Below are 23967 nucleotides of genomic sequence, written 5' to 3' on the forward strand. Positions count from 1 at the left end.
AGCCCAAGTACCCAAGGCGGGTCAGCTCCAGCAAGCTCGATCCCTACGCCGAGAAGCTGGCCACCTGGCTAGGAATCGAGGCAACAAGATCGCGGAAACAGCGGCGCACTTTGAGGCAGATCCACACAGACTCAGCCCAAAAAGGAGAAAACCAAGAACTTATCCACATCGTGAGCACCTTCTGCTCACAAAGAGTGTGGGTCAATATTCGATGGAAAACTCGGGTCAGACTTCAGCGGAATTCAACAGGTTGAGCAGAGTAGAGCGTTTACAAAGTGGCTCATACTCAGTAAAAGCGCGCTACTTCGCTCTCAACTTGAGAGAACAGTATCTGTGAAAGTGCTTGGTTCAAATAAATTTGAACCTACGGGTGACGTATCAACTTATCTTCTGACTCTGAAGAATGCTGATGTATTGCTCACCGGAATTAAAGACAAAACCTCGGACCAACTCAAGCTGGCTGACGACATCAAGACCTTACGTTCAATGCCGGCGAATGGAAAAGATTCGCAGTCGGAACTACCTATTATTCAGCAGTGGAAATAGCGCTAGAGCACGCTTTTGTTGGGGCTGATAAATTCTCGGGGGAGGGCTAGAGCTTCTATTGAGAAAGCTTTTCGCTTTCGTTCACAGTGGCAAGCCCACGTAGTTTTCGGCCAGCGCCGTTGAAGCAGCCTGCGAATGGATCAAGTAATCCAGCTCGGCCTCCTGGAGCTTCTGGCCGAAGCCGCCTGCATCGGGAAACTTGTGCATGAGTGACGTGAACCACCAGGAAAAGCGCACGGCCTTCCAGACGCGGCGCAGGCAGGTGTCTGAATAGCTGTTGATACCGGCCTCGCTACCGCCGTAAAACTCTGTCAGCGCGCCTGCCAGGTAGCGGACGTCGCTGGCCGCCAGGTTCAGACCCTTGGCGCCCGTGGGCGGCACGATGTGGGCCGCGTCGCCTGCAAGGAAGAGGCGGCCGAAGCGCATGGGCTCGGCCACAAAACTGCGCAGCGGCGCAATGCTTTTTTCAATCGAGGGCCCGGTGACGAGGCTTTCCGCCAGCTCGGGCGCCAGGCGGCGGCGCAGCTCGTCCCAGAAGGCGTCGTCGCTCCAGTTCTCCACCTTGTCGTCCAGCGGGCATTGCACGTAGTAGCGGCTGCGGGTGTGGCTGCGCATGCTGCACAGTGCAAAACCGCGCGCGTGGTTGCTGTAGACGAGTTCGTGGGAAACGGGCGGCGTCTCTGACAGCACGCCCAGCCAGCCGAAGGGATAGACGCGCTCAAAGGTCTGCAGCGCATTGGCCGGCACGCTGGCGCGGCTCACGCCGTGAAAACCGTCGCAGCCGGCGATGAAGTCGCATTCCACTTCGTGTGCCACGCCGTGCTGCACATAACGCACTTTGGGGTGTGGCCCGTCAAAGTCATGAAGGCTCACGTTTTCGGCTTCATAAGCGGTTGCCAGGCCTGCTGCGGCGCGCGCGTCCATCAGGTCGCGTGTGACTTCGGTCTGGCCGTAGACCATCACCTGTTTGCCGCCGGTCAGCTGCTGCATGTCAATGCGGTGATGGGCGCCGCCAAAGCCGAGGGCAAAGCCGCCGTGCACGAGCCCTTCCTTGTGCATGCGGCCGCCTGCGCCGAGTTCGTCAAGCAGGTCGGTTGTACCTTGCTCCAGCACGCCTGCGCGTATGCGTCCCAGCACATACTCTTTGCTGCGCTGCTCAATCACGATGGCATGGATGCCGGCCTTATGAAGCAGCTGGCCCAGCAAATGCCCGGCGGGGCCGCCGCCCACGATGGCTACCTGTACGCGCATGGTGTCTCCGTTTAATTTGTCGGGCAATGTGCCCCAAGCGAGAAGGTTATGCGGCTGCGTGCGCCGCGCCCAGCGCGTGGCCGCGGCTTTGCACGATGTCCGGCTCACTTGTGCGATGATCGCGCAATGGTCACTTCAAAAACCGCTTTGAAACCCGGCGCTTTCCCGATCGCCAAGCCCGACATGATTGAAGGCATGGCCAAAGGCATGGCCGTGCTGGAGAGTTTTGACACGCAGCGCCAGCGCCTGAACGCCACGCTGGCAGCGGAACGCGCGGGCATCACACGGGCGGCCGCGCGCCGCCACCTGCTCACGCTCACGCACCTGGGTTACCTGGAAACGGACGGCAGCTATTTCTGGCTGGCGGCGAAGGTGCTGCGGTTTTCAGGCAGCTACCTGGCCACCGCGCGCCTGCCGCGCGCTGTCCAGCCCGCGCTGAACCGGTTGGCCGCCCAAACGCAGGAGTCGTTTTCCGTCGCGGTGCTGGACGGCGACGAGATTGTCATCATCGGCCGCAGCGGTTTTGAGTGGAAGTCACCGGCAGACAGTGGCAGGGCGGCGCCGGCGCGCGTGCTGGCTTACGGCTTGCACCTTGGGGCGCGCCTGCCGGCGCATGCGACTTCCACCGGGCGTGTCCTGCTGGCCGCCAAAACAAAAAGCGATTTCAATGCCTGGCTGAAGGCCAGGACCGACACAGGCAACCTGGCCCGGCTGACTCTGCACACGACGACCGACCCGCGCAAACTTCGCGCGCTGGTGGATCAGGTGCGGCTTGACGATTACTGCGTGGCCAGCGAAGAGCATGAGCTGGGCGTTCAGGCGCTGGCCGTGCCGCTGCGCGACATGCAGGGGCATACCGTGGCCGCGCTCAATGTGGTGTCGTCGCCGCAGCGGCTGAGGCCGGAGGCCATGCGGCGCGAATTGCTGCCTTTGCTGCTGGATGCAGCCAGGGAGTTGCGTTCGCTGCTTTAGCTTTTGGGTGGTGAAGGGCGCACGGCCAGCGCGACGCCGCCCAGAATGGCCGCGCAACAGGCCGCGAGCGACCAACCCAGCGGCTCCCCAAGAAAGACGATACCGCCCAGGGCGGTGATGGCCGGAACTGACAGTTGTACCGAGGCCGCCGTAGTGGCGGGAAGCCGCTTCACCGCCGCGTACCAGACGATGTAGCCCACACCGGAAGTGAGTGCGCCGGAGGCCACGGCATATGCCGCCCCGCGCATATCCCAGATCAGCTGCGGGAACATCAAGCCGGCCAACAACAGCGCTGGCGGTGTGGCGCGCAGGAAGTTTCCGGCAGTGGCTCGCGTCGCGTCACCGGCGTGTTTTCCGCGCAGCGAATACACCGCCCAGGCGATGCCGGCCAGCAACATCAGCATGGCCGACGGCAAGCGCGGGGCGGCGGCGCCCGGCAGCAACAGTGCGATGAGGCCCGCAACAGCAATTGCCAGGCCGGCGCTTTGCCTTGCGCCCAGCCGCTCGCCGCGGGCCAGCCCGGTGCCCAGCATCGTGAGCTGCACCGAGCCGAACAGCAGCAGGGCGCCCGTGGCCGCCGGCAGGCTGACGTAGGCCAGCGAGAATGCGGCCGCGTAGACGAACAGCGCCCCGGCCGACGGCCAGTTGCCGGTCGCAGTGACACCACGCCGCCACATGAAAAGCCAGAGCACCAGCGCACCTGAGGCGATGCGAAGGGCCGTAAAGCTGGCCGCGTCAATCGGTGTGCTGCGCAGTGCGAGGCGGCACAGGAGCGAATTGCCCGCAAAGGCGAACATGGCCAGTACAGTGAGGCCCAGTGTCGAGGTGGCTGGTGATACCTTCATGGTGACTGCTGCCCGGCGAACTGTACGTTCAGGCCGACGCCGCGTTGCGCTCGCGCGTTTGTGCCTTGAGCTTGCCGACTTTTCCGACCCGCAGCAGCGGTTGCCGGGAATAGATGGAAAAGCGCTTGGGTGTTTTGTCGTTGGCCAAAGTTTCAGTCATGCCGTAGATGGCTTCCGACTCATACGCCCAGGTACTGCGCCAGCAATTCAGGTTTGGCATGCAGCTCGGCCGAACTGCCTTCAAACACCACCTGGCCCTTGACCAGGATGACATTGCGATCGGTGATCTGGGTGACGTGCTTCCAGTTCTTGTCGACGATCACGCTGCTGATGCCGGTTTCGCGGATCAGGCCGCAGATGCGCCAGATGTCGCGCGCAATCAGCGGCGCCAGGCCTTCGGTGGCCTCGTCGAGGATCAACACGTCAGGGTTGGTCATCAGCGCGCGGCCGATCGTCAGCATCTGCTGCTCGCCGCCAGACAGCTGCTGCCCGCCGTGGTTCAGGCGTTCTTTCAAGCGCGGAAAGGTCTCCAGAACGCGCTCGTAGGTCCAGTCGTTTCTGCGGCCCACGCCGTCTGCGGCGCTTCCTGGTCTGCCGGCGCGCGCCGCCATTTTGAGGTTCTCGGTCACGCTGAGGTTGCCGAAGATGCCGCGGCCTTCGGGGACATAGGCGATGCCGAGGCGGGCGATTTCGTAGGGCGGGGCGCCCGTCATGGGCCTGCCGTTGATTGCGACCGAGCCCGAGCGCGGTTTGACAAGGCCCATGATGCTTTTGAGCAGCGTACTTTTGCCCATGCCGTTGCGGCCCATGAGGCCTATGGTTTCGCCGCGTGCGACGTGAAAGTCAATGCCGCGCAGGATGTGGCTGGCACCGTAGTAGGTGTTGATGTCCTGGGCGCCGATCAGGATGTCGATTTGTTTCTCGGGGGCGTTCATTAATGCTCCTCGCCTAAATACGCGGCTTGAACGCCGGCGTCAGCGCGGATTTGCGCGGGCGTTCCGCTGGCGATCACCTGGCCGTTGACCATCACGGTCAGTTTGTCGGCCAGCGTGAACACCGCGTCCATGTCGTGCTCGACCAGCAGGATGCCGTGGTTTTTCTTGATGGCCAGCAACAGGGCGACCATGCGCTCGGCCTCGGCCACGCCCATGCCGGCCAGCGGCTCGTCGAGCAGCAGCACCTGCGGCTCGGTGGCCAGCGTCATCGCGATCTCAAGCTGGCGTTGCTCACCGTGGCTGATGGTGCCGGCGATGCTGTGTTTGCGGTGTTGCAGGCCGGCCAGTTCCAGCGCTTCTTCGGCGCGGGCGTTGACTGCCGCGAAGCTCGTGGCGCGCTTGAGCCAGTGCGCGGCATGCGGCGCGCGCGACTGTGACGCCAGCCGCACGTTTTCCCACACGCTGAAGGGCAAAAAGATATTGGTCTTCTGGTAGCTGCGACCCAGTCCCTTGCCCGAGATTTTTTCGGGTGTCCAGCCTGTGATGTCGTGCCCGCCCAGCGTGACCGTACCCGAGGTCGGCGGCAAGTCGCCAGAGAGAAGGTTGGTCAGCGTGGATTTGCCGGCGCCGTTGGGGCCGATGACGGCGTGAATGTGGTTGCGCCACAGATCAATAGAGACATCATTGACCGCCGCAAGACCACCAAAGCGTTTGGTGAGATTTTTTGCACTGAGGAGTAGCTCAGTCATGGCCAACCTCCGCCTTGTCTTTGCGCTGGGTGAATTTTTCCACCAGGCCCAGGATGCCGCGCGGCGCAAACGTGACCAGCAGCACGATAAAGAGGCCCATCCACAGCTGCCAGTGCTTGCCCAGGTTGACGCTGCCGATTTGCGGCAAGTCCTTGAAGACATGCAGCAGATATTCAAACGCGAAGGCGCCGACGATGGCACCGGCAAAATTGCCCATGCCACCCAAAATGACCATCATGATCGCGTGCGCGCTCATGTGAAAGCCCATGAGCTCGGGGTTGATGTAGCCCGTTTGCGCACCCCACAGGTAACCAGCCAGGCCCGCCAGCGCGCCGGCCAGCGTGAAGGCCGAGAGTTTGTAGCCGAAGGTGCCGAAGCCCATGGCGCGCATGCGGTGCTCGTTGACGCGAATGCCGGCCAGCGTGCGGCCGAAGGGACTCCAGAGCAGGCGGCGCAAAAAGGCGTAGACCAGCAGCACGGCCGCGAGCGTGAAGTAGTACAGCGTGACTTTCTTGTCGAGGTCGAAGGGCACCCAGCCGAAGATGGTTGCGCTGGGCTTGAAGTTGATGTACAGCCCGTCGGAGCCGCCCAGCACCTTGTTGTCGAAGAAGAGGTAGAACACCATCTGCGCAAACGCCATGGTGACCATGATGAAGTAGATACCGTGGGTGCGCACCACGAAGAAACCGATGATGAGCGCGGCAAGGCCCGAGGCCGCCACGGCCACTGGCAAAGTCCACCACAGGCTGACAGGCTCGCCCGCGGGTGTCAAAAAGGCCAGCGCATACCCGGCCAGGCCGAAGTAGGCTGCGTGGCCCAGCGACACCAGGCCGGTCACGCCTTGCAGCAGGTCCAGGCTCATGGCAAAAATCGCCATGATCATCATGCGCGTGACCATCTGGGTGTAGAAGTCGGTGCCGACAAAAGGGAAGGCGATCAGCGCGATGAGGCCGAGCCCAAGCGCCACCTGCACACCGCGCGGCAGGATTTCGAGATTGGATTTGGCTGAACTCATAGCGCTTTAGCCGATAACTGAACTGGATGTGTGGAGGCTTTTCCCCTCCAGGCCGGGGCCGCGGAACCGGCTTTGCCGGGCCGCAGGCGCAGCGCCCCCTCGGGGGGCAGCGCAGTACACGAAGTGACAAGCGTGGGGGCCATGGAATTCATTGTTTAAAGAGTCCTTCTGGTTTCCACAAAAGGACAGCGGCCATCAACATATAAACCAGCATGCCCGCCATCGAAGGCAGCAGCACCTTGCCAATGGTGTCGACCAGGCCGACCAGCAGGGCCGAGATCAGCGCACCGCGCACCGAGCCGATACCGCCAATGACCACCACCACAAAACACATGATGAGGACTTGCGAACCCATGTTGGGGTAGACGCTGGCCACGGGTGCGGCGATCATGCCGGCCACTGCGGCCAGGCCCACGCCCAGCGCGAACACCACGGCGTGAATCAGCTTGATGTTGATGCCCAGCGATTCGGCCATGTCGCGGTTAAAGGCGCCGGCGCGTATCTTCATGCCCAGGCGGGTTTTGGAGATCATGAAATAAAGGCCCAGTGCCAGCGCGATGCAAACACCCGACATAAAGAGGCGGTAGACGGGGTAGGAGAGGTTGTCGGTGAGCGGGATCGAGGCGCCCAGCAAGTCGGGAATCGTCACGCCATGGACATCGTCGCCCCAGAGGATGGAGCGCACTTCTTCAAAGATATAGATCAGGCCAAAGGTCAGCAGCACCTGGTCCAGGTGGTCGCGCTGGTAGAAATGGCGAAACAGCAACCACTCCAAAGCCAGCCCGAAGACGACCGACAGCACCGCGCCCAGCAGGATGGCCAGCGTGAGGCTGCCTGTCAGCGTGCTGAGCGACCAGGCCAGGTAGGCGCCCAGCATGTAGAAGCTGCCATGAGCCAGGTTGACCACGCCCATGATGCCGAAGATCAGCGTCAGGCCGGCGGCCAGCATGAACAGCAACAGGCCGTACTGGACACTGTTGAGCAGCTGGATGAGGAAGTTGGCTAAATCCATAGGCGGTTTAGAGAGTCGATATCCGTGAATGGGATGGGCGAGGAATAAGATCAGACGCGAGACCCTGGAGGCGATCCCAGCCAGCAGGGGCCGCGGAACCGGCTTTGCCGGGCCGCAGGCGCAGCGGCCCCCTCTGGGGGCAGAGAGCTACACGAAGTGAGCGAACGTGGGGGCTCATGTATGTCGGCGTGTGAATAGCAAGAGGCTGCCCATCAGCGTGAACAAGCCACCCGAGATGCGGTTAAACCAGCGCACGGCCCGGCTGGATCTCAGCAGCGGTGCGATGCGCGCCACGCCCAAGGCGCAGCCGGTCAGCACGGTGAACTCAAACGCCATGAAGGTGAGGGCGAGGATGGCGAACTGCGGCACAAAGGGCGCGGCCGGATTCAAAAATTGCGGGAAGAACGCGGCAAAGAACAGGACCGCTTTAGGGTTGCTGGCGCCGACCAGGAAGCCGCGCAGGAAAAACGAACGGCGCTGGGCTGGTGCTTCACCTGCGGCAGGATCAAAGACAGCCGCTTCACTGCGGAAGGTCTTGATCCCCAACCAGATCAGATATGCAGCGCCAATCACCTTGGCTACGGTAAAGGCGGTTTCAGACGCCGCCAGCAACGCGCCTAGTCCCATGGCCGACAGCAGCATCACACACAGCACCGCGCTGACGCTTCCAGCCACCGAAGTCATGGCCTTGCGCGGACCATGGTTGAGCGCATTCGTCATGCACATCAGCATGGTCGGGCCGGGTGTGAGGATCAGCAGGGCGACTGCTGCGACGTAGAGGAGGTAGGTAGTGAGCGTCATGGTGAGGATGCTACAAGACAGAAAGCACACCTCATACCAGTTTTACCTAAGAATGAGGCGGGGCGGCCCATGTGACTTCATACCAGCATGAGCCGCGGGACTGGCTTTGCCAGACCGCAGGCGGGCGGCCCCCTCGGGGGGCAGGGAGCTACACGAAGTGAGCGACCGTGGGGGCCACGTCTTCAGGCCATCTTGCAACCGGCGCCTGAGTCGGCCAGCGCCTTGGCTGCCACACCAATCACCTTGTTTTCCTTGTTCTCGACCACGCGCAGGTACATGTCCTGCACCGGGTTGTGCGACGGGCTCATGGTCCATTTGCCGCGCGGGCTGTCGATGACGGCGCCTTCCAGGGCCTTGTAGAGCGCCGGCTTGCTGCTCAGGTCACCCTTCACCGCGTTGGCGCCCTGGATCAGCAGCAGGCCGGTGTCGTAGCCTTGCACGGCGTAAACGTCGGGCTGCAGCCGGAAGGTCTTGGCGTAGCTCAGGCGGAACTGGCCATTGCGCTGCGTTGGCAGCGAGTCGCTGTAGTGCATGGTCGTGATAATGCCGTTGGCCGCGGGGCCGGCGGCCTCAAGCACGCCCTCGGTCAGGAAGCCGGAGCCGTACAGTGGAATCTTTTCCTTCAGGCCCGAGGCGGCGTAGTCCTTGATGAATTTGGCCGCGCCGCCGCCGGCGAAGAAGCAGGCCACGGCGTCGGGCTTGAGTGCAGCGATCTCGGTCAGCAGGGCCTGGAATTCGACTTGGGGGAACGGCAGGCCGAGCTCCTTGACGATGGTGCCGCCTGCGGCGGTATAGCTTTCCTTGAAGCCTTCAAAGGCCTCGTCGCCTGCGGCGTATTTCCAGGTGATCCACACAGCCTTTTTGTGGCCGCGGTCGACCATGGCTTTGCCCAGCGCGCGCGTGGGCTGCGAGTTGGTGAAAGACGTGCGGAACACATTGGGCGCGCACAGGCTGCGCGTGGCGGCGTGCACGCCAGCGTTGGGGATCAGGCTCAGCACGCCGGAGTCGCGGGCGACTTTCTGGATGCCCATCTGCACGCCCGAATGCACCGTGCCGACGAGTACGTCGACCTTGTCGCGCTGCACCAGCTTGTTGGCGTTTTCAATGCCTTTGGAAGGTTCGGATTCGTCGTCGACCTTGAAGTATTCGATCTCGCGGCCGCCGAGTTTGCCGCCTTGTTCGTTGATGGCCATGCGAAAGCCGTTTTCAATGGCGACGCCGAGCTGGGCGAAGGTGCCGGTATAGGGCAGCATGAAACCCACACGCACCTTGGCGGACTGCGCACGCACGATTTCGGGCAGCAGGAGGCCGGTGGAAGCGGCACCGATAACGGCAGCACTGCGGGTCAATACAAGTCGGCGTGAAGTCATGGAATAGCTCCTGGTTGAGACTGAAGACAGTGAGACGAATAGTAAGCGTGCGTTGTGTATGCAGCCCTAGTGTAAAACCCGAGATTGAAGATTAAATTGTTTATGTCTAAAGCAATACCCGTGCCCGGTTCGCGCATTTTCTGACCCTCCGGCGCAGGGTATTTTCCGGATGCCTGCTTCCCGGGGTTTTCCATGTCAGTGCGGCTGGCGCAGCTTGAAGCGCTGGATCTTGCCGGTGGCCGTCTTGGGCAGCTCGTTCACAAATTCAATCCAGCGCGGGTATTTGTAAGGTGCAAGCTGCAGCTTCACATGGGCCTTGAGTTCGTCCACGGTGGCGGCCTGCCCGGCCTTGAGCACCACATAGGCCTTGGGCTTGATGAGTTCGTCGGCGTCGGCCACGCCTATCACCGCCACTTCCAGCACGGCGGGGTGTGTCATCAGGCAGGCTTCGACTTCAAACGGCGAGACGTAAATGCCGCCGACCTTGAGCATGTCGTCGCTGCGTCCGCCATAGGTGTAGTAGCCGTCAGCATCGCGGGTGTACTTGTCGCCGCTCTTGGTCCATTCGCCAGCGAAGGTGGCTTTGGTCTTGGCGCGGTTGTTCCAGTACATGATGGCCGCGCTGGGCCCGCTGATCTGCAGCTCTCCGATTTCCCCGTCAGCGCATTCGCGCCCGTCGTCGCCGATGATGCGCAGCCCGTAACCCGGCACGGCCTGACCGGTCGTGCCGTAGCGCACCTGACCGGGACGGTTGCTTAAAAAGATGTGCAACATTTCGGTGGAGCCGATGCCATCCAGGATTTCGCAGCCGTATTGGGCTGTCCATTTTTTGCCGATTTCAGCGGGCAGGGCTTCCCCGGCGCTGGTGCACACGCGCAGGCGCAACTCGAACTTCGCCGGCCGGGCCGGATCGGCCAGCAGGGCCGCATACAAGGTGGGCACGCCATAAAAAATCGTGGGCTGGTATTTTTTGAGCAAGGCAAACACGTCAGCGGGCGTGGGCCGCGCGGGCAGCAGCACCGTGGTGGCACCCACGCTCATCGGAAAGGTCAGCGCATTGCCCAGGCCGTAGGCAAAGAAGAGCTTGGCGGCTGAATACACCACGTCAGATTCGCGGATGCCCAGCACACCGCGGCCATACAGCTCGGCCGTCTGGATCAGGTGGCTGTGCAGGTGCACGGTCCCTTTGGGCGCGCCCGTCGAGCCGCTGGAATAGAGCCAGAAGCAGACGCCATCGGCGCAGGTGTCTGCTATGGTTTTGGTAGCTGCTTGCGCACGCAGGACGCCGGCCAGCGTGGGATATGGCGGGGATTCTTCAATGCCGGCGACGATCACGGTTTTTAGCGTGTCCATTTTTTTGAGCAGTGGCTCAAAGGCCGGGAGCAGGGCACTGGAGACGATAAGGCCCTGTGCCCGCGAGTCGCGCAGCATGAACTCGAAGTCGGGAGGGGTGAGCAGGGTGTTGGCCGCCACGGGCACCACACCCGCAAGAATGCAGCCGAGGAAAGCGACGGGCCATTGCGGCGTGTCCAGCATGGCCAGCAGCACGCGGCTTTCAGGGACAACACCCTGGTGGCGCAAGGCGTTGGCAAAACGGTGGGCCTGGTCGGTGAGTTCGCCGTAAGTCAGCGCCTCGCCGGTGGTGGCATCGATGAAGGCGGCCTTGCCCGCACGGCCGGCATTGCGCTGCAGCAGGTCGTGCGCGGCGTTGTAATTGCGCGGAATGGTTACCCGTGGTGGGCTTGCCGAATGGTCTGCGCTGCTTGCTTGCATGCTTGTCTCCAGATTGCTCTTGCTATTATTTTGGTAGCTGCTTGCGCACGCACATCAAGCGCTACGGGTCGATTTCTTATAAATACATGGCGCAGATCAGGCGGTGGCCGGGCTTGCTCCCAGCGTTTGCAACGCGCCGGTGAGCCACTGGCGGCACCACTCGGTGCCTTCTGTTTCGGGCATGGTGCCGCTGCTGGCGTCGTGGCACCAGACGTCGCCGATGCGCTGGGCGCCCAGATCTGTCAGGCGTTCGTCAAACTTCTTGCCGCCGAAGCAGAAGGTCTGCATATAGGTGCGGTCGCCGAGCGCGATAACGCCGTAGCGCACATGGCCCAGGAACTGCGGGTTGGCGTTCAATGATTCATAGAGGGCGCGGGCGTTGTCGGGCACATCGCCGGAGCCGTAGGTGGAACTGCAGATGAGATAAAGTGCATCTTCTGCCTTTGAAGCGTCGAAGACGCTGATGTCGAGGTTGTCCATCAGTTCGACTTCAATGTCGTTGACCAGGTCTGCGCAATCCATCTGGATGGCCTGTGCGACATAGTCGGCGGTACTGGTCATGGTACCTACAAGGATTTTGAGTTTCATCAAGAAGTCTCCAAATAAAAGATGCAATAAACTGCTTGACATCAATTTAACCTGAAGTATACTGCAATTTAGACGAAATGCAACTGGCAAAGCCCTGAAAGGGCGACTTTTTACACAGGTGCTTCTTGGAAATCATGTCCGAACAGGAATCGAAAGCCACGCTCAGTGAACTTGGCGCCCGCGTTCGTGCCTGGCGCGCGCGCCGGGGCATGACGCGCAAACAGCTGGCGTCGGACTCTGGCCTGAGCGAACGCTTTCTGGCCGATGTGGAAACCGGCAAGGGCAACGTTTCGATCAATTCCCTGGAAGCTGCGGCCCGCGCGCTGAACATCTCCATTCTCGAGCTGCTGCAGGACGCGCCGCGGCCGGCCTTGGCCCGTGTGCAGGGCCTGTTGACGCGGCTGGACGACACCCAGCTTGACCAGGCCTACAGCCTGCTTGGCAGCACCTTCGGCCTCAGCGACTCACTGGGCCGCGAGCAGCGGGTAGCACTGATCGGCCTGCGCGGCGCCGGCAAGTCCACCTTGGGCAGCCAGCTGGCGGCCGAGCGTGGCGTGCCTTTTATCGAGCTGGACCGCGAGATTGAACGCGAAGCCGGCACCAGCATGAACGAAATTTTGCTGCTGCACGGGCAGGCCGGCTATCGGCGCTATGAGCGCCGTGCGCTGTTCCGCATCGCCGAAGACCACCCGGACGGTGTCGTCATGACCACGGGCGGCAGCATCGTGAGCGAGCGCGAAACCTTCGATTTGCTGCAAAGCCGTTTTTACTGCGTCTGGCTTAAGGCCAGCCCCGAAGAACACATGGCCCGCGTGGTGGCCCAGGGCGACATGCGGCCTTTCGACACGACCCGCGGCGCGACCGACGAGGCGATGGAAGACATTCGCCGCATCCTTTCGAGCCGCGAAGCGCTCTATGCCCGCGCCGACGCCGTGGTTGATACCGCTGCGCGCACACTGAAACAAAGCCTCAAAGACCTGGAACGCGCCGTTCCCAAAACAACCGTCCGCGACACCGTCGAACGGGCATAACCGGAGACACCCCTATGAACGCCATGACAGAACCGCTTTTATTTAAACAGGTCATCGAAGGCCAGGAGCGCGAGCTCGTGAGTTTCTCCACCCACCCCAGCAAATACCAGCACTGGACGCTGAGTGTGGAGGGCGACGTCGCACGCCTGAAGCTGGACATCAACGAAGACGGCGGCATCAAGCCCGGCTACAAGCTCAAGCTCAACAGCTACGACCTGGGCGTGGACATCGAACTGCACGACGCGATCAATCGCGTGCGCTTTGAGCACCCGGCCGTCAAGGTGGTGGTGTTCGAGTCGGGCAAGGAAAAGATCTGGTGCTCGGGCGCCAACATCTACATGTTGGGCCTGTCGACGCACGGCTGGAAGGTCAACTTCTGCAAGTTCACCAACGAAACCCGCAACGGCCTGGAAGACTCCTCGCGCCATGACGGCCTCAAGGCGATTGCCTCCGTGACCGGCGCTTGCGCCGGCGGCGGCTACGAGCTGGCCCTGGCCTGCGACCGCATCATCATGGTGGATGACCGCTCTTCCACCGTCAGCCTGCCGGAAGTGCCCTTGCTGGGCGTGTTGCCAGGCACGGGCGGCCTGACCCGCGTCACCGACAAGCGCAAGGTGCGCCGCGACCTGGCCGACATTTTTTGCACGACCTCCGAAGGTGTGCGTGCCGACCGCGCCAAGGACTGGAAGCTGATCGACGCGCATGCCAAGCCGCAGCAGTTTGGCGATCTGCTTGCTACAGAAATTGAAGCGCTTCGCGCACAGTCCGCAAGGGCTGCAGCCTCAAAAGGTATCGAACTCACCCCGCTGAAAGCCGTTATTGATGACGCCGGCTATCACTACAGCCTGGTTAACGCGCAGGTCGACCGCGAAAAGCGCATTGCCACCGTCACGGTGAAGGCACCTGCTTCTGCCATTGAATCCACGCCGGAAGCCATTGAGGCGGCCGGTGCCAACTGGTACCCGCTCAAGCTGCAGCGCGAACTGGACGACGCCATCCTCAACTTGCGCACCAACGAACTGGAAGTCGGCACCTGGGTCATCAAGACCACAGGCGATGCCGGCCAGGTGATCCGCATGGACGAAACACTGGCCAAACTGAAGGACCACTGGCTGGTCAAGGAAACCACGGGCGCGCTGCGCCGCACCCTGGCCCGGCTGGACGTCACCAGCCGTTCGCTGATTGCGCTGGTCGATGCGGGTTCATGCTTTGCCGGCACTTTCTACGAGCTGGCCCTGGCCTGCGACCGCATCTACATGCTGGACTTGCCCGATTCACCGGACGCCGCGCCTGCGCTGCAACTGAGCCCGGCCAACTTCGGCTGGTTCCCCGCCGTCAATGGCCTGACGCGTCTGCAGACCCGATTCTGCGAAGACGATGCCACCATTGCACAGTTGCAAAAACTCGGCGACAGCCCGCTGCGCGCTGATCAGGCGCTGGCGCTGGGCCTCGTCACCTTGACCCCCGATGACATCGACTGGGAAGACGAGATCCGCATCATGCTGGAAGAGCGTGCTTCGCTTTCGCCCGACGCCATGACCGGCATGGAAGCTTCGCTGCGTTTTCCGGGCAAGGAGACGATGGAGACGCGTATTTTCGGGCGCCTGTCCGCATGGCAGAACTGGATATTTATTCGACCCAACGCGGTGGGCGAGGACGGTGCGCTGAAATTATTTGGAACTGGCAAAAAGGCCAAGTTCGATTGGAAACGGATTTAAGGAATCGCCATGAGCTCTATAGACCTCCAAGCCCTCATCCCCAACAACGTTCACCTCGGTGAAAACCGCCAGCTGCAGCGCGCGCTGGAGCACTGGCAGCCGGCCTTCCTGAACTGGTGGGACGAGATGGGACCCAGCGACTTCAAGGCCAAGGAAGTTTATTTGCGCACTGCTGTCGGCGTGGATGCCTCCGGCTGGGCCAGCTACGGCTACACGCCCATGCCCGACTACCGTTGGGGCATCTTTTTGGCTGACAAGGAAGAGGGCCGCAAGATTGGCTTTGGTGACCACATGGGTGAAGAGGTCTGGCAGGATGTGCCTGGCGAATACCGCTCCACCTTCCGCCGCCTGATCGTGACGCAAGGCGACACTGAACCGGCCTCGGTCGAGCAGCAGCGCCTGTTGGGCCACACCGCGCCTTCTCTGTACGACCTGCGCAACCTGTTTCAGGTCAACGTTGAGGAAGGCCGCCACCTCTGGGCCATGGTGTATCTGTTGCACGCGCACTTTGGCCGCGACGGCCGCGAAGAAGCTGAAGAGCTGTTGATGCGCCACAGCGGAGACGCTGACAAGCCGCGCATCCTGGGCACCTTTAATGAGCCCATGGACAACTGGTTGTCCTTCTTCATGTTCACCTACTTCACCGACCGCGACGGCAAGTTCCAGCTCAAGTCGTTCGCGGAATCCGCCTTTGACCCGCTGGCGCGTACCACGCGCTTCATGCTGACCGAGGAAGCCCACCACATGTTTGTGGGTGAGACCGGCGTTGGCCGTGTCATCAAGCGCACGCTGGAGGTGATGAAAGAGCTGGACACCGACGACGTCGCCACACTGCGCAAAGCCGGCGTAATCGACCTGCCCACGGTGCAGAAATTCATGAACTTCTGGTTCACGTCGTCGTTGGATCTGTTCGGCTCGGAAGCGTCGTCGAACGCCGCCAACTACTTCAGCAACGGCATCAAGGGCCGGCCGGACGAAGCCAAGTTCGCAGACCACGTCGAGCTGGAAACCGAGATGAGCATCATCGTGCCGAACGGGCAGGGCGGTATTAAAAACGAGACGATTTCAACCCGCAACGGCATGAACGAGATCACGCGCCTCGAGTACGTCAAGGACTGCAACGTCGGCGTGACGCGCTGGAACATGGGCATCAAGCGCGCGGGTGTGGATTTTGAGTTGACCCTGCCGTCCACACGTTTTCGCCGCGCGGTCGGCGCCTGGGCCGGCAACTTCACCGACCCGCTGGGCAACCCGATCAGCGCCGCCGATTTCGAAGCAAAAAAAGACCAGTGGCTGCCCACGCCGGCCGACACGGCATTTGTCAAAAGCCTGATGAACCGTGTCACCGAACCCGGCAAGATGGCAGCGTGGATCGCACCACCGGATCGCGGCATTAATGCCAACCCCTTGGAGTACGAATACGTCAAACTCTAGGGGGGATTAAGCCAGTCAGGGCCGCGGGACTGGCTTTGCCAGACCGCAGGCGCAGCGGCCCCCTCGGGGGCAGGGCGCTACACGCAGTGAGCAACCGTGGGGGCTAACCAATCTTTGCGCCGCGTTCTTTGAGTAAGTCCCGCAGTAGCGAGCGATGGCAGCGCGCCTCGTTCTCGCAGTAGCAGCCCATGGCGAAATTCGTCTGGTGTGACAGCGCCGCCAGCAGGTCCAGATTGCGGCTGGCATCGGGTTCGTTCATTTCAGCCCGGTATTTCTTGCTGAAGGCGGCCCAGTCCTTGTCGGACTCCACGCTCTGGCCCAACTTCATGGTTTCCACGCTGGGTGCGAGGCTGGGGTACCAGACGTCATACCAGTCCTGCGAGGCGAACTCGGTTTTTGGCACGCCGCGCGGCGGCCTTCGCACCGTGCCTATGCGCAAACCTTCGTTGGCACTTCGCGCTGTGCCCAGCCTGACGATCCTGACGCTCATTACGGTCTCCTTTTTGGCGAACGGTTCAAGAACCCTGTTCTGGAACGACTCAGGGCGCGGCGGCGGTGCCTGGCTCAGGAGGTTCAACGCTCGACATCTCCCGCATCTGGCGCGCGATTTCATCTTCGGCCATTGGCGCTTGCTCAGAAGGCGTGGGGGCCGTCGTGTCCAGCCAATGCACCGTGGCTGGAAAGGCGAATACCACCACCGTGAGCGTCACCTGCGCCAGCAGCATGGGCCACAGCGCGCCCAGCAGACGCCGGCTTGAAATGGCTGGCAGGCCCGAGCGAGCCCGGGCCATCAGTACGGCATAGCCCATGGGTGGAATCAGGAAACTCAGCTGCAGCACCAGCAGCAGCAACACCGCCGCCTGCTGTGCATCGCCCAGGCGCGCGATCAGCGCCGGCGCGACGATGGGCACGATGACAAAAATCATCTCGAACGCATCCAGCACCCAGGCGCACGAGGCCACCAGCAGCAGTACCAGGGCCGCCGTCACGCCCGGCGGCAGGGTGGAGCCCAGCAGCAGGCCGTTGAGCCAGCGGTCGGTGCCGAACACGCGAAACACCAAGCTGAAGGTGGTGGCGCCCACCAGGAGCGCAAACAGGGCGCCGCTGAGCTTGAGCGTGTCGGCCAGCACTGCCCGCCAGCCTGCCGCCGAAATCGAGCGGCCCGCGAGAGCGGCTGCGACCAGCAGCATGGCACCGGTGGCGGCCGCTTCCACCGCATAGAGCTTGCCGGTAAAGACGCCGGCCAGCAGCAGCACGATGGTGCCACCCGCGAGCAGGGCGACTGCCGCCTGCGCACGGCTGAGCAGGGTGTGCTGCGGCTTTTCCTGAAGCTTTCGCGCCCGGAGCCAGGCCACCAGGGCCCAGAGCGCCAGCACGCACAGGGCGGGCAACAGCGCGGCATGCATCACGTCCTGGGTGTTGATGATGCGCTGGCCGGCCTGCAGGTAGCCCGGCAGCCGGCTGGCTTCCAGGTGCGCCAGCATCATGGCATCGCCCAGCAGCAGCAAGACCAGAGAAGGCGGCACCACCACGCCTATGGTGGCGGCCACACTGATGATGGAGATGGCCTGCGCGGTGTCCAGGTGCGCCATGCGCGGTGCCACCAGGCGCGAAAGCAGGGCCGAGCTGGAAGCGACCGAGCCGTTCATGGGCGCGATAATGGCGCCGACACTCAGGGCTGAGAGGGCGTGCGCGCCGGCCAGGGGCCGGAACAGCCGCAGCAAGGCCGAGAACAGGGCGTCGGCCACTGTCAGGCGCTGCAGCAACACGCCCATGAAGACATACAGCGGCATGGCCTGCAGCAAATCGTTTTCCAGCAGGCCCAGTGTTCGCACGGGCAAGGCCTGCAAGATCTGGAGGTCAAAAGCGCCTGCGGCCAGGCCCAGCATCGCGAACAGGCTGGACACGCCGATCAGCAAGGCCCAGACCGGCAGGCCGGTGGCCAGAATCAGCACGCCCAGCGCCACCAGCATCCACAAGCCCGCGAGGGGGCCGGTGAAACTCATGGCGAGCCCGGCGCGCGGCCGTGCGGCAGGAGTTCCAGAAGGCCTTCCGCCAGCACCAGCAGGAGCATCAATACCATGGCGAGCTTGATCACGAAGTAACCCGGGCTGAGTGTTTCACCGAATCGCTCGAAAGTGGCCACGGAAGCCACCAGCAGCGGCCAGCCGGCCCAGAGCATGAACAGCGCCCAGGGCGCGACGCAGGCCAGCAGCGCCCAGGCATGCCAGCGCGGGCGAGGTGCGCCGCAGGGGTGCGGCTGCAAGGAGGCGAGGTGGGTATGGCTTCTGGAGGCCGCGGTCACAGCCACAGCGACATACAGTGCGAACAGCACCTGCGCCGCATCATTGGCCTGGCGTGAGTAGGCCTGGACGAGTTCGCGCAGCGGCCATTGGGCCAGCAGCAGTGCCGCCAGCGGCAGCACCAGCAGCCCGAATACTGCCGTCATGCGTGTCAGACTCTTGTCGATCCAGGACACGGCCCCGGCGGCGGCCCGCATCATCATGCGGCGGCAAGGTTGCCGCCAGCCTTCCCCTCGGGCCGGTGCGGATCAGGCTGGGCAGCGAGGCGAAGTTTCATTGGGTAATCCAGTGAATGGAAAAAATGAGGAGGGTTGCGGGAAAGTGTAGCGGGTTCAGGCTATAATATTTGACTAGTCGGAGTGTGGCGCAGTCTGGTAGCGCACCTGGTTTGGGACCAGGGGGTCCAAGGTTCGAATCCTTGTACTCCGACCAAAAATCTCAAGCAAAAAGCCCACTTAGGTGGGCTTTTTCACGCCTGTTTGTTGGGGCGCCTCGCTAATCCGGCTTTGGCAGCCTTCGGGCCTCAGTCCCGCCAGCGGCGGCGTTTTCAGGGCTTGAGCAAGGACCCAAAGTTGGATGTGCGCCAGTATTCGCGCACCTGTTCCAGTTTTTCCTGAAAATCCCGAAAGTGCAGCGGCTTGCGCACGTAGCTGTTGAGCCCGCCCTGGAGCTCTTTCACCACCGGGGAGTATTTGGATTCGGATGTCAGGAGGATGACGGGTACAAAGAAGGTGCGCGGGTCGGCCCGCATGCGCTGCATGACTTCCATCCCGCTGAGGCCGGGCAAATTCAGATCCAGCATGACGAGTTCGGGTGGATGGTCGTTGGGCCGGTTGCTGTAGGCCCCTTCGCAGAAAAGGTATTCCAGGGCTTCCGTGCCGTCGCGGGCAACGATGATTTCATGGTCCGCACCGTTTTCCTGCAACGTCACCATGGTGAGCTCGACATGGGCAGGGTTGTCTTCCACCAGCAGCAGGATTGGTCGGGTCATGTGCGTGCCTTTGCGTTTCTTTCGTGTAGACAATATACCCCTGACAGGGAGCCGGCCATAGGTGAGTCATTGCGGTGTGTGAGAACCACAACAAACCGCCGTGTCCGAATCACTGCGCGCCGGACACGTTCGACCCTGTTGTCTGGGGCGTCAGGCAGGCGTTTGAAGGTATGATTCGCGACGAACTGAATCCTGCAGTTCACAAGTTTGCGGCTCCGCCGCGCTGACACACACATACAGACTGCCCGTAGCTCAGTTGGATAGAGCATCAGCCTTCTAAGCTGAGGGTCGGGGGTTCGATCCCCTCCGGGCAGGCCAATTTGGGCCATCTCGCTACTGCGAACGCGTGATCAAGCCCGATGCGCTCCTCAGAATCCTCACGTACCTGAAGTACGTTCCGGTTCTTCCGGTGCGGCTCGGACTTGCTGACGCGTTCTCGCTACGCGATCTGATCCCAAATTTGGGGGCAACGCTGCGGTACGGTTTGGCTTGCTGACGGGTCCTCGCTACGCTTGCTATCGGCCGATTTTCTTGTCTGGGCGTCAGCTCGATGTGCTTTTATCCTCACTTACCGTTCCGGTTCTTCCGGTGCGGCTCGGACTTGCTGACGCGTTCTCGCTACGCGATCTGATCCCAAATCGGGGGACAACGCTCCTGGTATCGGATCGCCGTCTGACTCAACGCTTTTCGTACTGCGTCTTGCCAAACAGGACTTCGCGCGCCTTGTCATCGGTGATGGGCCGGCGCAAGTCGGCCAGAACTGCTACGCCGCGTTGCACGGCGGGACGCTCGCTGATCAGGTCAAACCATTTCTTCAGGTGAGGGTAATCGGCCCAGTCGATGCCGTGGTTTTGCCAATTGCGCAGCCAGGGGAAGATGGCGATGTCGGCGATGGTGTATTCATCGCAGGCGATGAACTTGTGGGTGGAAAGCTGCTTGTCCATCACGCCGTAAAGCCGCTTCGTTTCATTCGTGTAGCGGTTGATGGCGTAGTCGATTTTCTCCGGCGCGTACTGCCGGAAATGGTGGGTCTGCCCAATCATGGGGCCGACGCCGCCCATCTGGAACATCAGCCACTGCAGCACCTGAAATTTGAGGCGGTCGCTTTTTGGCAAAAACTGGCCGGTTTTTGCGGCCAGGTACAGCAGGATGGCGCCGGATTCAAACACCGGGATCGGCTTGCCGTCGGGGCCGACCGGGTCGACCAGCGCCGGAATCTTGTTATTCGGGCTGATAGCCAGAAATTCGGGTTTGAACTGGTCGCCGGTGCCGATATTGACCGGAATCGCCCGCCAGTCCCGGTCCAGCTGCAGTCCGCATTCCTCCAGCATGATGTGGACCTTGTGGCCGTTCGGTGTGGGCCAGGAGTAAACATTGATCATTGGCGCTTCCTTGGACTAACATGAGGTTGCTGCACTTTACGAGAAAAGCCAAAACCATGTTTGAGCGGTTGAAGAAAGTCTTTGTCGGGGGTAAGGGGGATGCGGGCGACGCCGGCGCCTCCGACGATGCCGTGTCCGAGTGGGCCGGCACCCGCGGCTTTTCTTATACCGGCCTGGGGGAAGGCAAGGGTTTTGCCCTGAAAGGTTCCGTGAGAGGCAAACCCTGGAAGATGGAGCGTGGCCGGGCCTCGCGCGACTACATCCGCGGCGAAGAACTCCGCGCCCGCGGTGAGATCAAGGTCAACGACGACGTCACGGTGCTGGTCATGAACCGGGCACTGAAGGATTCACTTGAAAAACGTGCTTACCAGGCCTATACCGACACCCTGCAGACCACCGCAGACCTGAGCATGCCGGAAGAGGTGCGCTGGCTGGCCATGTATTCGGAAGTAGGTTGGGAAAGCCTGCCCAAGCCGTTCTGGCAGCGCTACGCAGTCATGGCAGACCAGCGCGTGCATGCGCAGGCCTGGCTGGACCCCCACCTGGTCGAATTGCTGATGAACTGGCCGGAGCCATCACCAGATGCGCAAGTGCCTTTTATCCTGATGATTCTGCGAGGCAAGGCCTACCTGCGCATGCAATACACCCCCGCCGACATGCCGACGCTGGAACATGCGGCCCAGATTTTCACGAGCGCCTGCGAATCGGCCATTGCAGGCCTGTCCAACGACATCACGCTCTGATTTTGGCATTTTTAAGGGCGAATTTGGCCGTTCCCTCTTATATACCGTGCGCGGGCAGCTATCAATTTAATAGCGAATGTCGAGCACCTCAGCTGCCTCGCGTCACAGGCATCTCGACTTCGCCGGGCATCAGCAAGTGCTTGGCGAGCTCGAGCTTGGCCAGAGAAGCACGATGAACCTCGTCCGGGCCGTCGGCCAGGCGCAGGGTGCGCTGGCTGGCGTAGGCGTAAGCCAGCGGGAAGTCGTCTGACACGCCGCCGCCGCCGTGGGCCTGGATGGCCCAGTCGATGATCTGGCAAGCCATGTTGGGTGCCACCACCTTGATCATCGCGATCTCGGCCTTGGCGACCTTGTTGCCCACCGTGTCCATCATGTAGGCGGCTTTCAGCGTAAGCAGGCGGGCCTGCTCAATCATGCAGCGGGCCTCGGCGATGCGTTCGTGCCAGACGGACTGGCTGGCAATGGGTTTGCCGAAGGCGACGCGGGTATTGAGGCGCTTGCACATCAGCTCCAGCGCGCGCTCGGCAATGCCGATGCTGCGCATGCAGTGGTGGATGCGCCCCGGGCCGAGGCGCCCCTGGGCGATTTCAAAACCACGGCCTTCGCCCAGCAGCAGGTTGGCGGCGGGCACGCGCACGTTGGTCAGGCGCACTTCCATGTGGCCGTGCGGGGCATCGTCATAACCAAAGACCGACAGCGGGCGGATGACTTTGATGCCGGGCGTGTTGGCCGGCACCAGGATCATGGACTGCTGTTCGTGGCGGCCGGCGTCAGGGTTGGTTTTGCCCATGACGATGTAGATGGCACAGCGCGGATCGCCCGCGCCGGACGACCACCACTTGAGGCCGTTGAGCACGTAGTTGTCGCCGTCGCGCTCGATGCGGCACTGGATGTTGGTGGCGTCGGACGAAGCGACTTCCGGTTCGGTCATCAGGAAGGCCGAGCGGATCTCGCCCTTGAGCAGCGGGTCCAGCCACTGGTCCTTGTTGGCTTCGGAGCCGTAGCGGGCGATGGTTTCCATGTTGCCGGTGTCCGGCGCCGAGCAATTGAACACCTCGGCCGCGAAAGGCACGCGTCCCATGATCTCGCACAGCGGCGCGTATTCGAGGTTGGACAAACCTTCAGGGGCACGCGGCGAGTGCGGCAAAAACAGGTTCCACAGGCCGGCGGCGCGCGCCTTGGGTTTGAGCTCCTCGACCAGCCTGGTCGGGATCCAGGCATTGCCCTTGGCGCGGTTCTCGGCGATTTCGCGGAAAAAGCGGGCCTCATTGGGGTAAACATGCTCGTCCATGAACTTGAGCAGGCGCGCCCGCAGTTCCTGTACTTTGGGGGTGTAGTTGAAGTCCATGAAATCTCCAGAAAGATGTGAGGCGATGTTGTTGTGAGGCAGCGGTCGTTCAGCCCTGGCTTTTCAGCGCAAAGCCCCAGGCCATCCTGGCCAGAAGCGGCGCACCGGCGGCCGAGCTGACGGCCTGGGCGCTTGAGGCCGTGCCGGCCTCGACGCGCTTGGCAATGCCTTGCAGGATGGCCGCGATGCGAAACAGGTTGTAGGCCATGTAGAAGTTCCAGTCGGCCTTGAGCGCCTCGGGTGTGGCCAGACCGGTACGCTCGCAGTAAAGGCGTATGTAGTCGGATTCGGTGGGAATACCCAGGCTGACCACGTCCAGGCCGCCGATGCCGCGAAAAGCGCCAGGCGGGATGTGCCAGGCCATGCAGTGGTAGCTGAAGTCGGCCAGTGGATGGCCCAGGGTGGAGAGCTCCCAGTCAAGCACCGCCAGCACGCGTGGCTCGGTGGGGTGAAAGAGCAGGTTGTCCAGCCGGAAGTCGCCATGCACGATGGAGACCATGCTGTCGTCGCGCGCGCTGGCCGGGATGTTGGCTGGCAGCCACTGCATCAGGCTGTTCATCTCGGCGATGGGCTGGGTGATGGATGCTGCGTACTGCTTGCTCCAGCGGCCGATCTGGCGCTCGAAGTAGTTGCCGGGCTTGCCGTAGTCGGCCAGGCCCCGCTCGGCAAACTTCACCTTGTGCAGGGCGGCGACCACGCGGTTCATCTCGTCGTAGATCTCGCCGCGCTGGGCGTTGGTCATGCCGGGAAGTGACTGGTCCCAAAGCACGCGGCCTTCAACGAACTCCATCACATAGAAAGCGCGGCCGATCACGGACTCGTCCTCGCACAGGCAATACATCCTGGGTACCGGTACGTCGGTGCCGTGCAGCCCCTGCATGACCTTGAATTCGCGCTCCACCGCATGGGCCGACGGCAGCAATTTGGCCACCGGTCCCGGCTTGGCGCGCATCACATAAGAAGCGGTGGGCGTGATCAACTTGTAGGTCGGGTTGGACTGGCCGCCTTTGAAGATTTCCGCGGTCAGCGGGCCCTGGAAGCCAGGCAGGTGCTTGTCGAGATAAGCGGCAAGGGCTTCGAGATCAAAAGAGTGTGCACCCGAAACAGCCCGTGTACCGACAAAGTGATCGAAATTGCTCATGCTAAAGCGTGTTGTCTCT

General features: G+C 62.1%; 24 protein-coding genes and 2 tRNA genes. 8 read left to right on the forward strand and 18 right to left on the reverse strand.

From position 1 onward, the window contains the following. The first annotated feature begins 333 nt into the window (after window positions 1-333). Window positions 334-546: a hypothetical protein gene (locus AC1DYR_RS08940; RefSeq protein WP_477704806.1), complete on the forward strand. Its 213-nt coding sequence runs from the start codon at window positions 334-336 to the stop codon at window positions 544-546. Between the two features lie 81 nt (window positions 547-627). Here AC1DYR_RS08940 and pobA read toward each other — a convergent pair whose 3' ends face one another. Next, on the reverse strand, window positions 628-1797 hold the full coding sequence (pobA, locus tag AC1DYR_RS08945; RefSeq protein ID WP_477704807.1) for a 4-hydroxybenzoate 3-monooxygenase: 1170 nt from the start codon (window positions 1795-1797) through the stop codon (window positions 628-630). A gap of 126 nt (window positions 1798-1923) precedes the next feature. On the opposite strand from pobA, the gene AC1DYR_RS08950 reads away from it, so the two are divergent. Beyond that, the gene (locus AC1DYR_RS08950; RefSeq protein WP_477704808.1) at window positions 1924-2769 is read left to right on the forward strand and encodes an IclR family transcriptional regulator domain-containing protein; all 846 of its coding nucleotides are present in this window, start codon (window positions 1924-1926) and stop codon (window positions 2767-2769) included. Here the strand turns inward: AC1DYR_RS08950 and AC1DYR_RS08955 are convergent. The 10 genes from AC1DYR_RS08955 to AC1DYR_RS09000 all read right to left on the reverse strand — a co-directional run bounded on the left by AC1DYR_RS08955 (window position 2766) and on the right by AC1DYR_RS09000 (window position 11857). After that, window positions 2766-3614: a DMT family transporter gene (locus tag AC1DYR_RS08955; protein WP_477704809.1), complete on the reverse strand. Its 849-nt coding sequence runs from the start codon at window positions 3612-3614 to the stop codon at window positions 2766-2768. The two genes, AC1DYR_RS08950 and AC1DYR_RS08955, sit on opposite strands and share 4 nt — an antisense overlap. A 28-nt stretch (window positions 3615-3642) precedes the next feature. Beyond that, a complete protein-coding gene (locus tag AC1DYR_RS08960) occupies window positions 3643-3774 on the reverse strand; it encodes a hypothetical protein (protein WP_477704810.1) in 132 nt (43 codons plus the stop codon). A 19-nt stretch (window positions 3775-3793) separates the two neighbouring features. Further along, the gene (locus tag AC1DYR_RS08965; protein ID WP_477704811.1) at window positions 3794-4549 is read right to left on the reverse strand and encodes an ABC transporter ATP-binding protein; all 756 of its coding nucleotides are present in this window, start codon (window positions 4547-4549) and stop codon (window positions 3794-3796) included. Then, the gene (locus AC1DYR_RS08970; protein ID WP_477704812.1) at window positions 4549-5298 is read right to left on the reverse strand and encodes an ABC transporter ATP-binding protein; all 750 of its coding nucleotides are present in this window, start codon (window positions 5296-5298) and stop codon (window positions 4549-4551) included. The genes AC1DYR_RS08965 and AC1DYR_RS08970 overlap by 1 nt, the downstream gene beginning before the upstream one ends. Then, complete coding sequence (locus AC1DYR_RS08975; protein ID WP_477704813.1) at window positions 5291-6313, reverse strand: branched-chain amino acid ABC transporter permease; 1023 nt, start codon at window positions 6311-6313, stop codon at window positions 5291-5293. The genes AC1DYR_RS08970 and AC1DYR_RS08975 overlap by 8 nt, the downstream gene beginning before the upstream one ends. Before the next feature lie 148 nt (window positions 6314-6461). Beyond that, a complete protein-coding gene (locus AC1DYR_RS08980) occupies window positions 6462-7325 on the reverse strand; it encodes a branched-chain amino acid ABC transporter permease (RefSeq protein ID WP_477704814.1) in 864 nt (287 codons plus the stop codon). A gap of 174 nt (window positions 7326-7499) precedes the next feature. Next, window positions 7500-8126: a LysE family translocator gene (locus AC1DYR_RS08985; RefSeq protein ID WP_477704815.1), complete on the reverse strand. Its 627-nt coding sequence runs from the start codon at window positions 8124-8126 to the stop codon at window positions 7500-7502. A 182-nt stretch (window positions 8127-8308) separates the two neighbouring features. After that, window positions 8309-9496 (reverse strand): ABC transporter substrate-binding protein, encoded by a 1188-nt coding sequence (locus tag AC1DYR_RS08990; RefSeq protein WP_457280738.1) that lies wholly within the window; start codon window positions 9494-9496, stop codon window positions 8309-8311. A 195-nt stretch (window positions 9497-9691) separates the two neighbouring features. Next, the gene (locus AC1DYR_RS08995; protein ID WP_477704816.1) at window positions 9692-11269 is read right to left on the reverse strand and encodes a benzoate-CoA ligase family protein; all 1578 of its coding nucleotides are present in this window, start codon (window positions 11267-11269) and stop codon (window positions 9692-9694) included. A gap of 96 nt (window positions 11270-11365) precedes the next feature. Then, a complete protein-coding gene (locus AC1DYR_RS09000; RefSeq protein ID WP_477704817.1) occupies window positions 11366-11857 on the reverse strand; it encodes a flavodoxin domain-containing protein in 492 nt (163 codons plus the stop codon). A 134-nt stretch (window positions 11858-11991) separates the two neighbouring features. On the opposite strand from AC1DYR_RS09000, the gene AC1DYR_RS09005 reads away from it, so the two are divergent. The 3 genes from AC1DYR_RS09005 to boxB are packed head-to-tail and all read left to right on the forward strand — an operon-like array spanning window position 11992 to window position 16040. Continuing rightward, window positions 11992-12888, forward strand: coding sequence for a helix-turn-helix transcriptional regulator (locus AC1DYR_RS09005; protein WP_477704818.1), 897 nt, complete (start codon window positions 11992-11994; stop codon window positions 12886-12888). A 23-nt stretch (window positions 12889-12911) separates the two neighbouring features. Continuing rightward, window positions 12912-14606 (forward strand): 2,3-epoxybenzoyl-CoA dihydrolase, encoded by a 1695-nt coding sequence (gene boxC / locus AC1DYR_RS09010; protein WP_477704819.1) that lies wholly within the window; start codon window positions 12912-12914, stop codon window positions 14604-14606. 9 nt (window positions 14607-14615) lie between these two features. Beyond that, window positions 14616-16040, forward strand: coding sequence for a benzoyl-CoA 2,3-epoxidase subunit BoxB (boxB, locus tag AC1DYR_RS09015; protein WP_477704820.1), 1425 nt, complete (start codon window positions 14616-14618; stop codon window positions 16038-16040). Window positions 16041-16143: 103 nt separating this feature from the next. Here the strand turns inward: boxB and AC1DYR_RS09020 are convergent, their stop codons facing one another. The 3 genes from AC1DYR_RS09020 to AC1DYR_RS09030 are packed head-to-tail and all read right to left on the reverse strand — an operon-like array spanning window position 16144 to window position 18546. Continuing rightward, window positions 16144-16530: a DUF488 domain-containing protein gene (locus tag AC1DYR_RS09020; protein WP_477704821.1), complete on the reverse strand. Its 387-nt coding sequence runs from the start codon at window positions 16528-16530 to the stop codon at window positions 16144-16146. Window positions 16531-16579: 49 nt separating this feature from the next. After that, window positions 16580-18046: a TRAP transporter large permease subunit gene (locus AC1DYR_RS09025; RefSeq protein ID WP_477704822.1), complete on the reverse strand. Its 1467-nt coding sequence runs from the start codon at window positions 18044-18046 to the stop codon at window positions 16580-16582. Then, window positions 18043-18546, reverse strand: a complete 504-nt coding sequence (locus AC1DYR_RS09030; RefSeq protein WP_477704823.1) for a C4-dicarboxylate ABC transporter substrate-binding protein — start codon at window positions 18544-18546, stop codon at window positions 18043-18045. The genes AC1DYR_RS09025 and AC1DYR_RS09030 overlap by 4 nt, the downstream gene beginning before the upstream one ends. 152 nt (window positions 18547-18698) lie before the next feature. Between AC1DYR_RS09030 and AC1DYR_RS09035 the strand changes: the two genes are divergently transcribed. After that, window positions 18699-18775, forward strand: a tRNA-Pro gene (locus tag AC1DYR_RS09035). Between the two features lie 115 nt (window positions 18776-18890). Here the strand turns inward: AC1DYR_RS09035 and AC1DYR_RS09040 are convergent. After that, entirely contained in the window at window positions 18891-19334 is a 444-nt protein-coding gene (locus AC1DYR_RS09040; protein WP_477704824.1) for a response regulator, read from the reverse strand. Between the two features lie 241 nt (window positions 19335-19575). Here AC1DYR_RS09040 and AC1DYR_RS09045 point away from each other — a divergent pair. Further along, window positions 19576-19652, forward strand: a tRNA-Arg gene (locus tag AC1DYR_RS09045). 359 nt (window positions 19653-20011) lie between these two features. On the opposite strand, the gene AC1DYR_RS09050 is transcribed toward AC1DYR_RS09045, so the two are convergent. Next, window positions 20012-20716 carry a glutathione binding-like protein gene (locus AC1DYR_RS09050; protein WP_477704825.1) on the reverse strand — a complete coding sequence of 235 codons (705 nt, stop codon included), beginning with the start codon at window positions 20714-20716 and terminating at the stop codon, window positions 20012-20014. Window positions 20717-20772: 56 nt separating this feature from the next. Here AC1DYR_RS09050 and AC1DYR_RS09055 point away from each other — a divergent pair, with 56 nt between their 5' ends. Next, window positions 20773-21459 (forward strand): hypothetical protein, encoded by a 687-nt coding sequence (locus tag AC1DYR_RS09055; protein WP_477704826.1) that lies wholly within the window; start codon window positions 20773-20775, stop codon window positions 21457-21459. Window positions 21460-21547: 88 nt separating this feature from the next. On the opposite strand, the gene AC1DYR_RS09060 is transcribed toward AC1DYR_RS09055, so the two are convergent. Together AC1DYR_RS09060 and AC1DYR_RS09065 are read right to left on the reverse strand one after the other, a co-directional pair. Beyond that, on the reverse strand, window positions 21548-22807 hold the full coding sequence (locus AC1DYR_RS09060) for an acyl-CoA dehydrogenase family protein (protein ID WP_477704827.1): 1260 nt from the start codon (window positions 22805-22807) through the stop codon (window positions 21548-21550). A 49-nt stretch (window positions 22808-22856) separates the two neighbouring features. Further along, the gene (locus AC1DYR_RS09065; RefSeq protein ID WP_477704828.1) at window positions 22857-23948 is read right to left on the reverse strand and encodes a phosphotransferase; all 1092 of its coding nucleotides are present in this window, start codon (window positions 23946-23948) and stop codon (window positions 22857-22859) included. Window positions 23949-23967 lie beyond the last annotated feature (19 nt).

The organism is Polaromonas sp. P1_F9 (genome assembly GCF_056405615.1).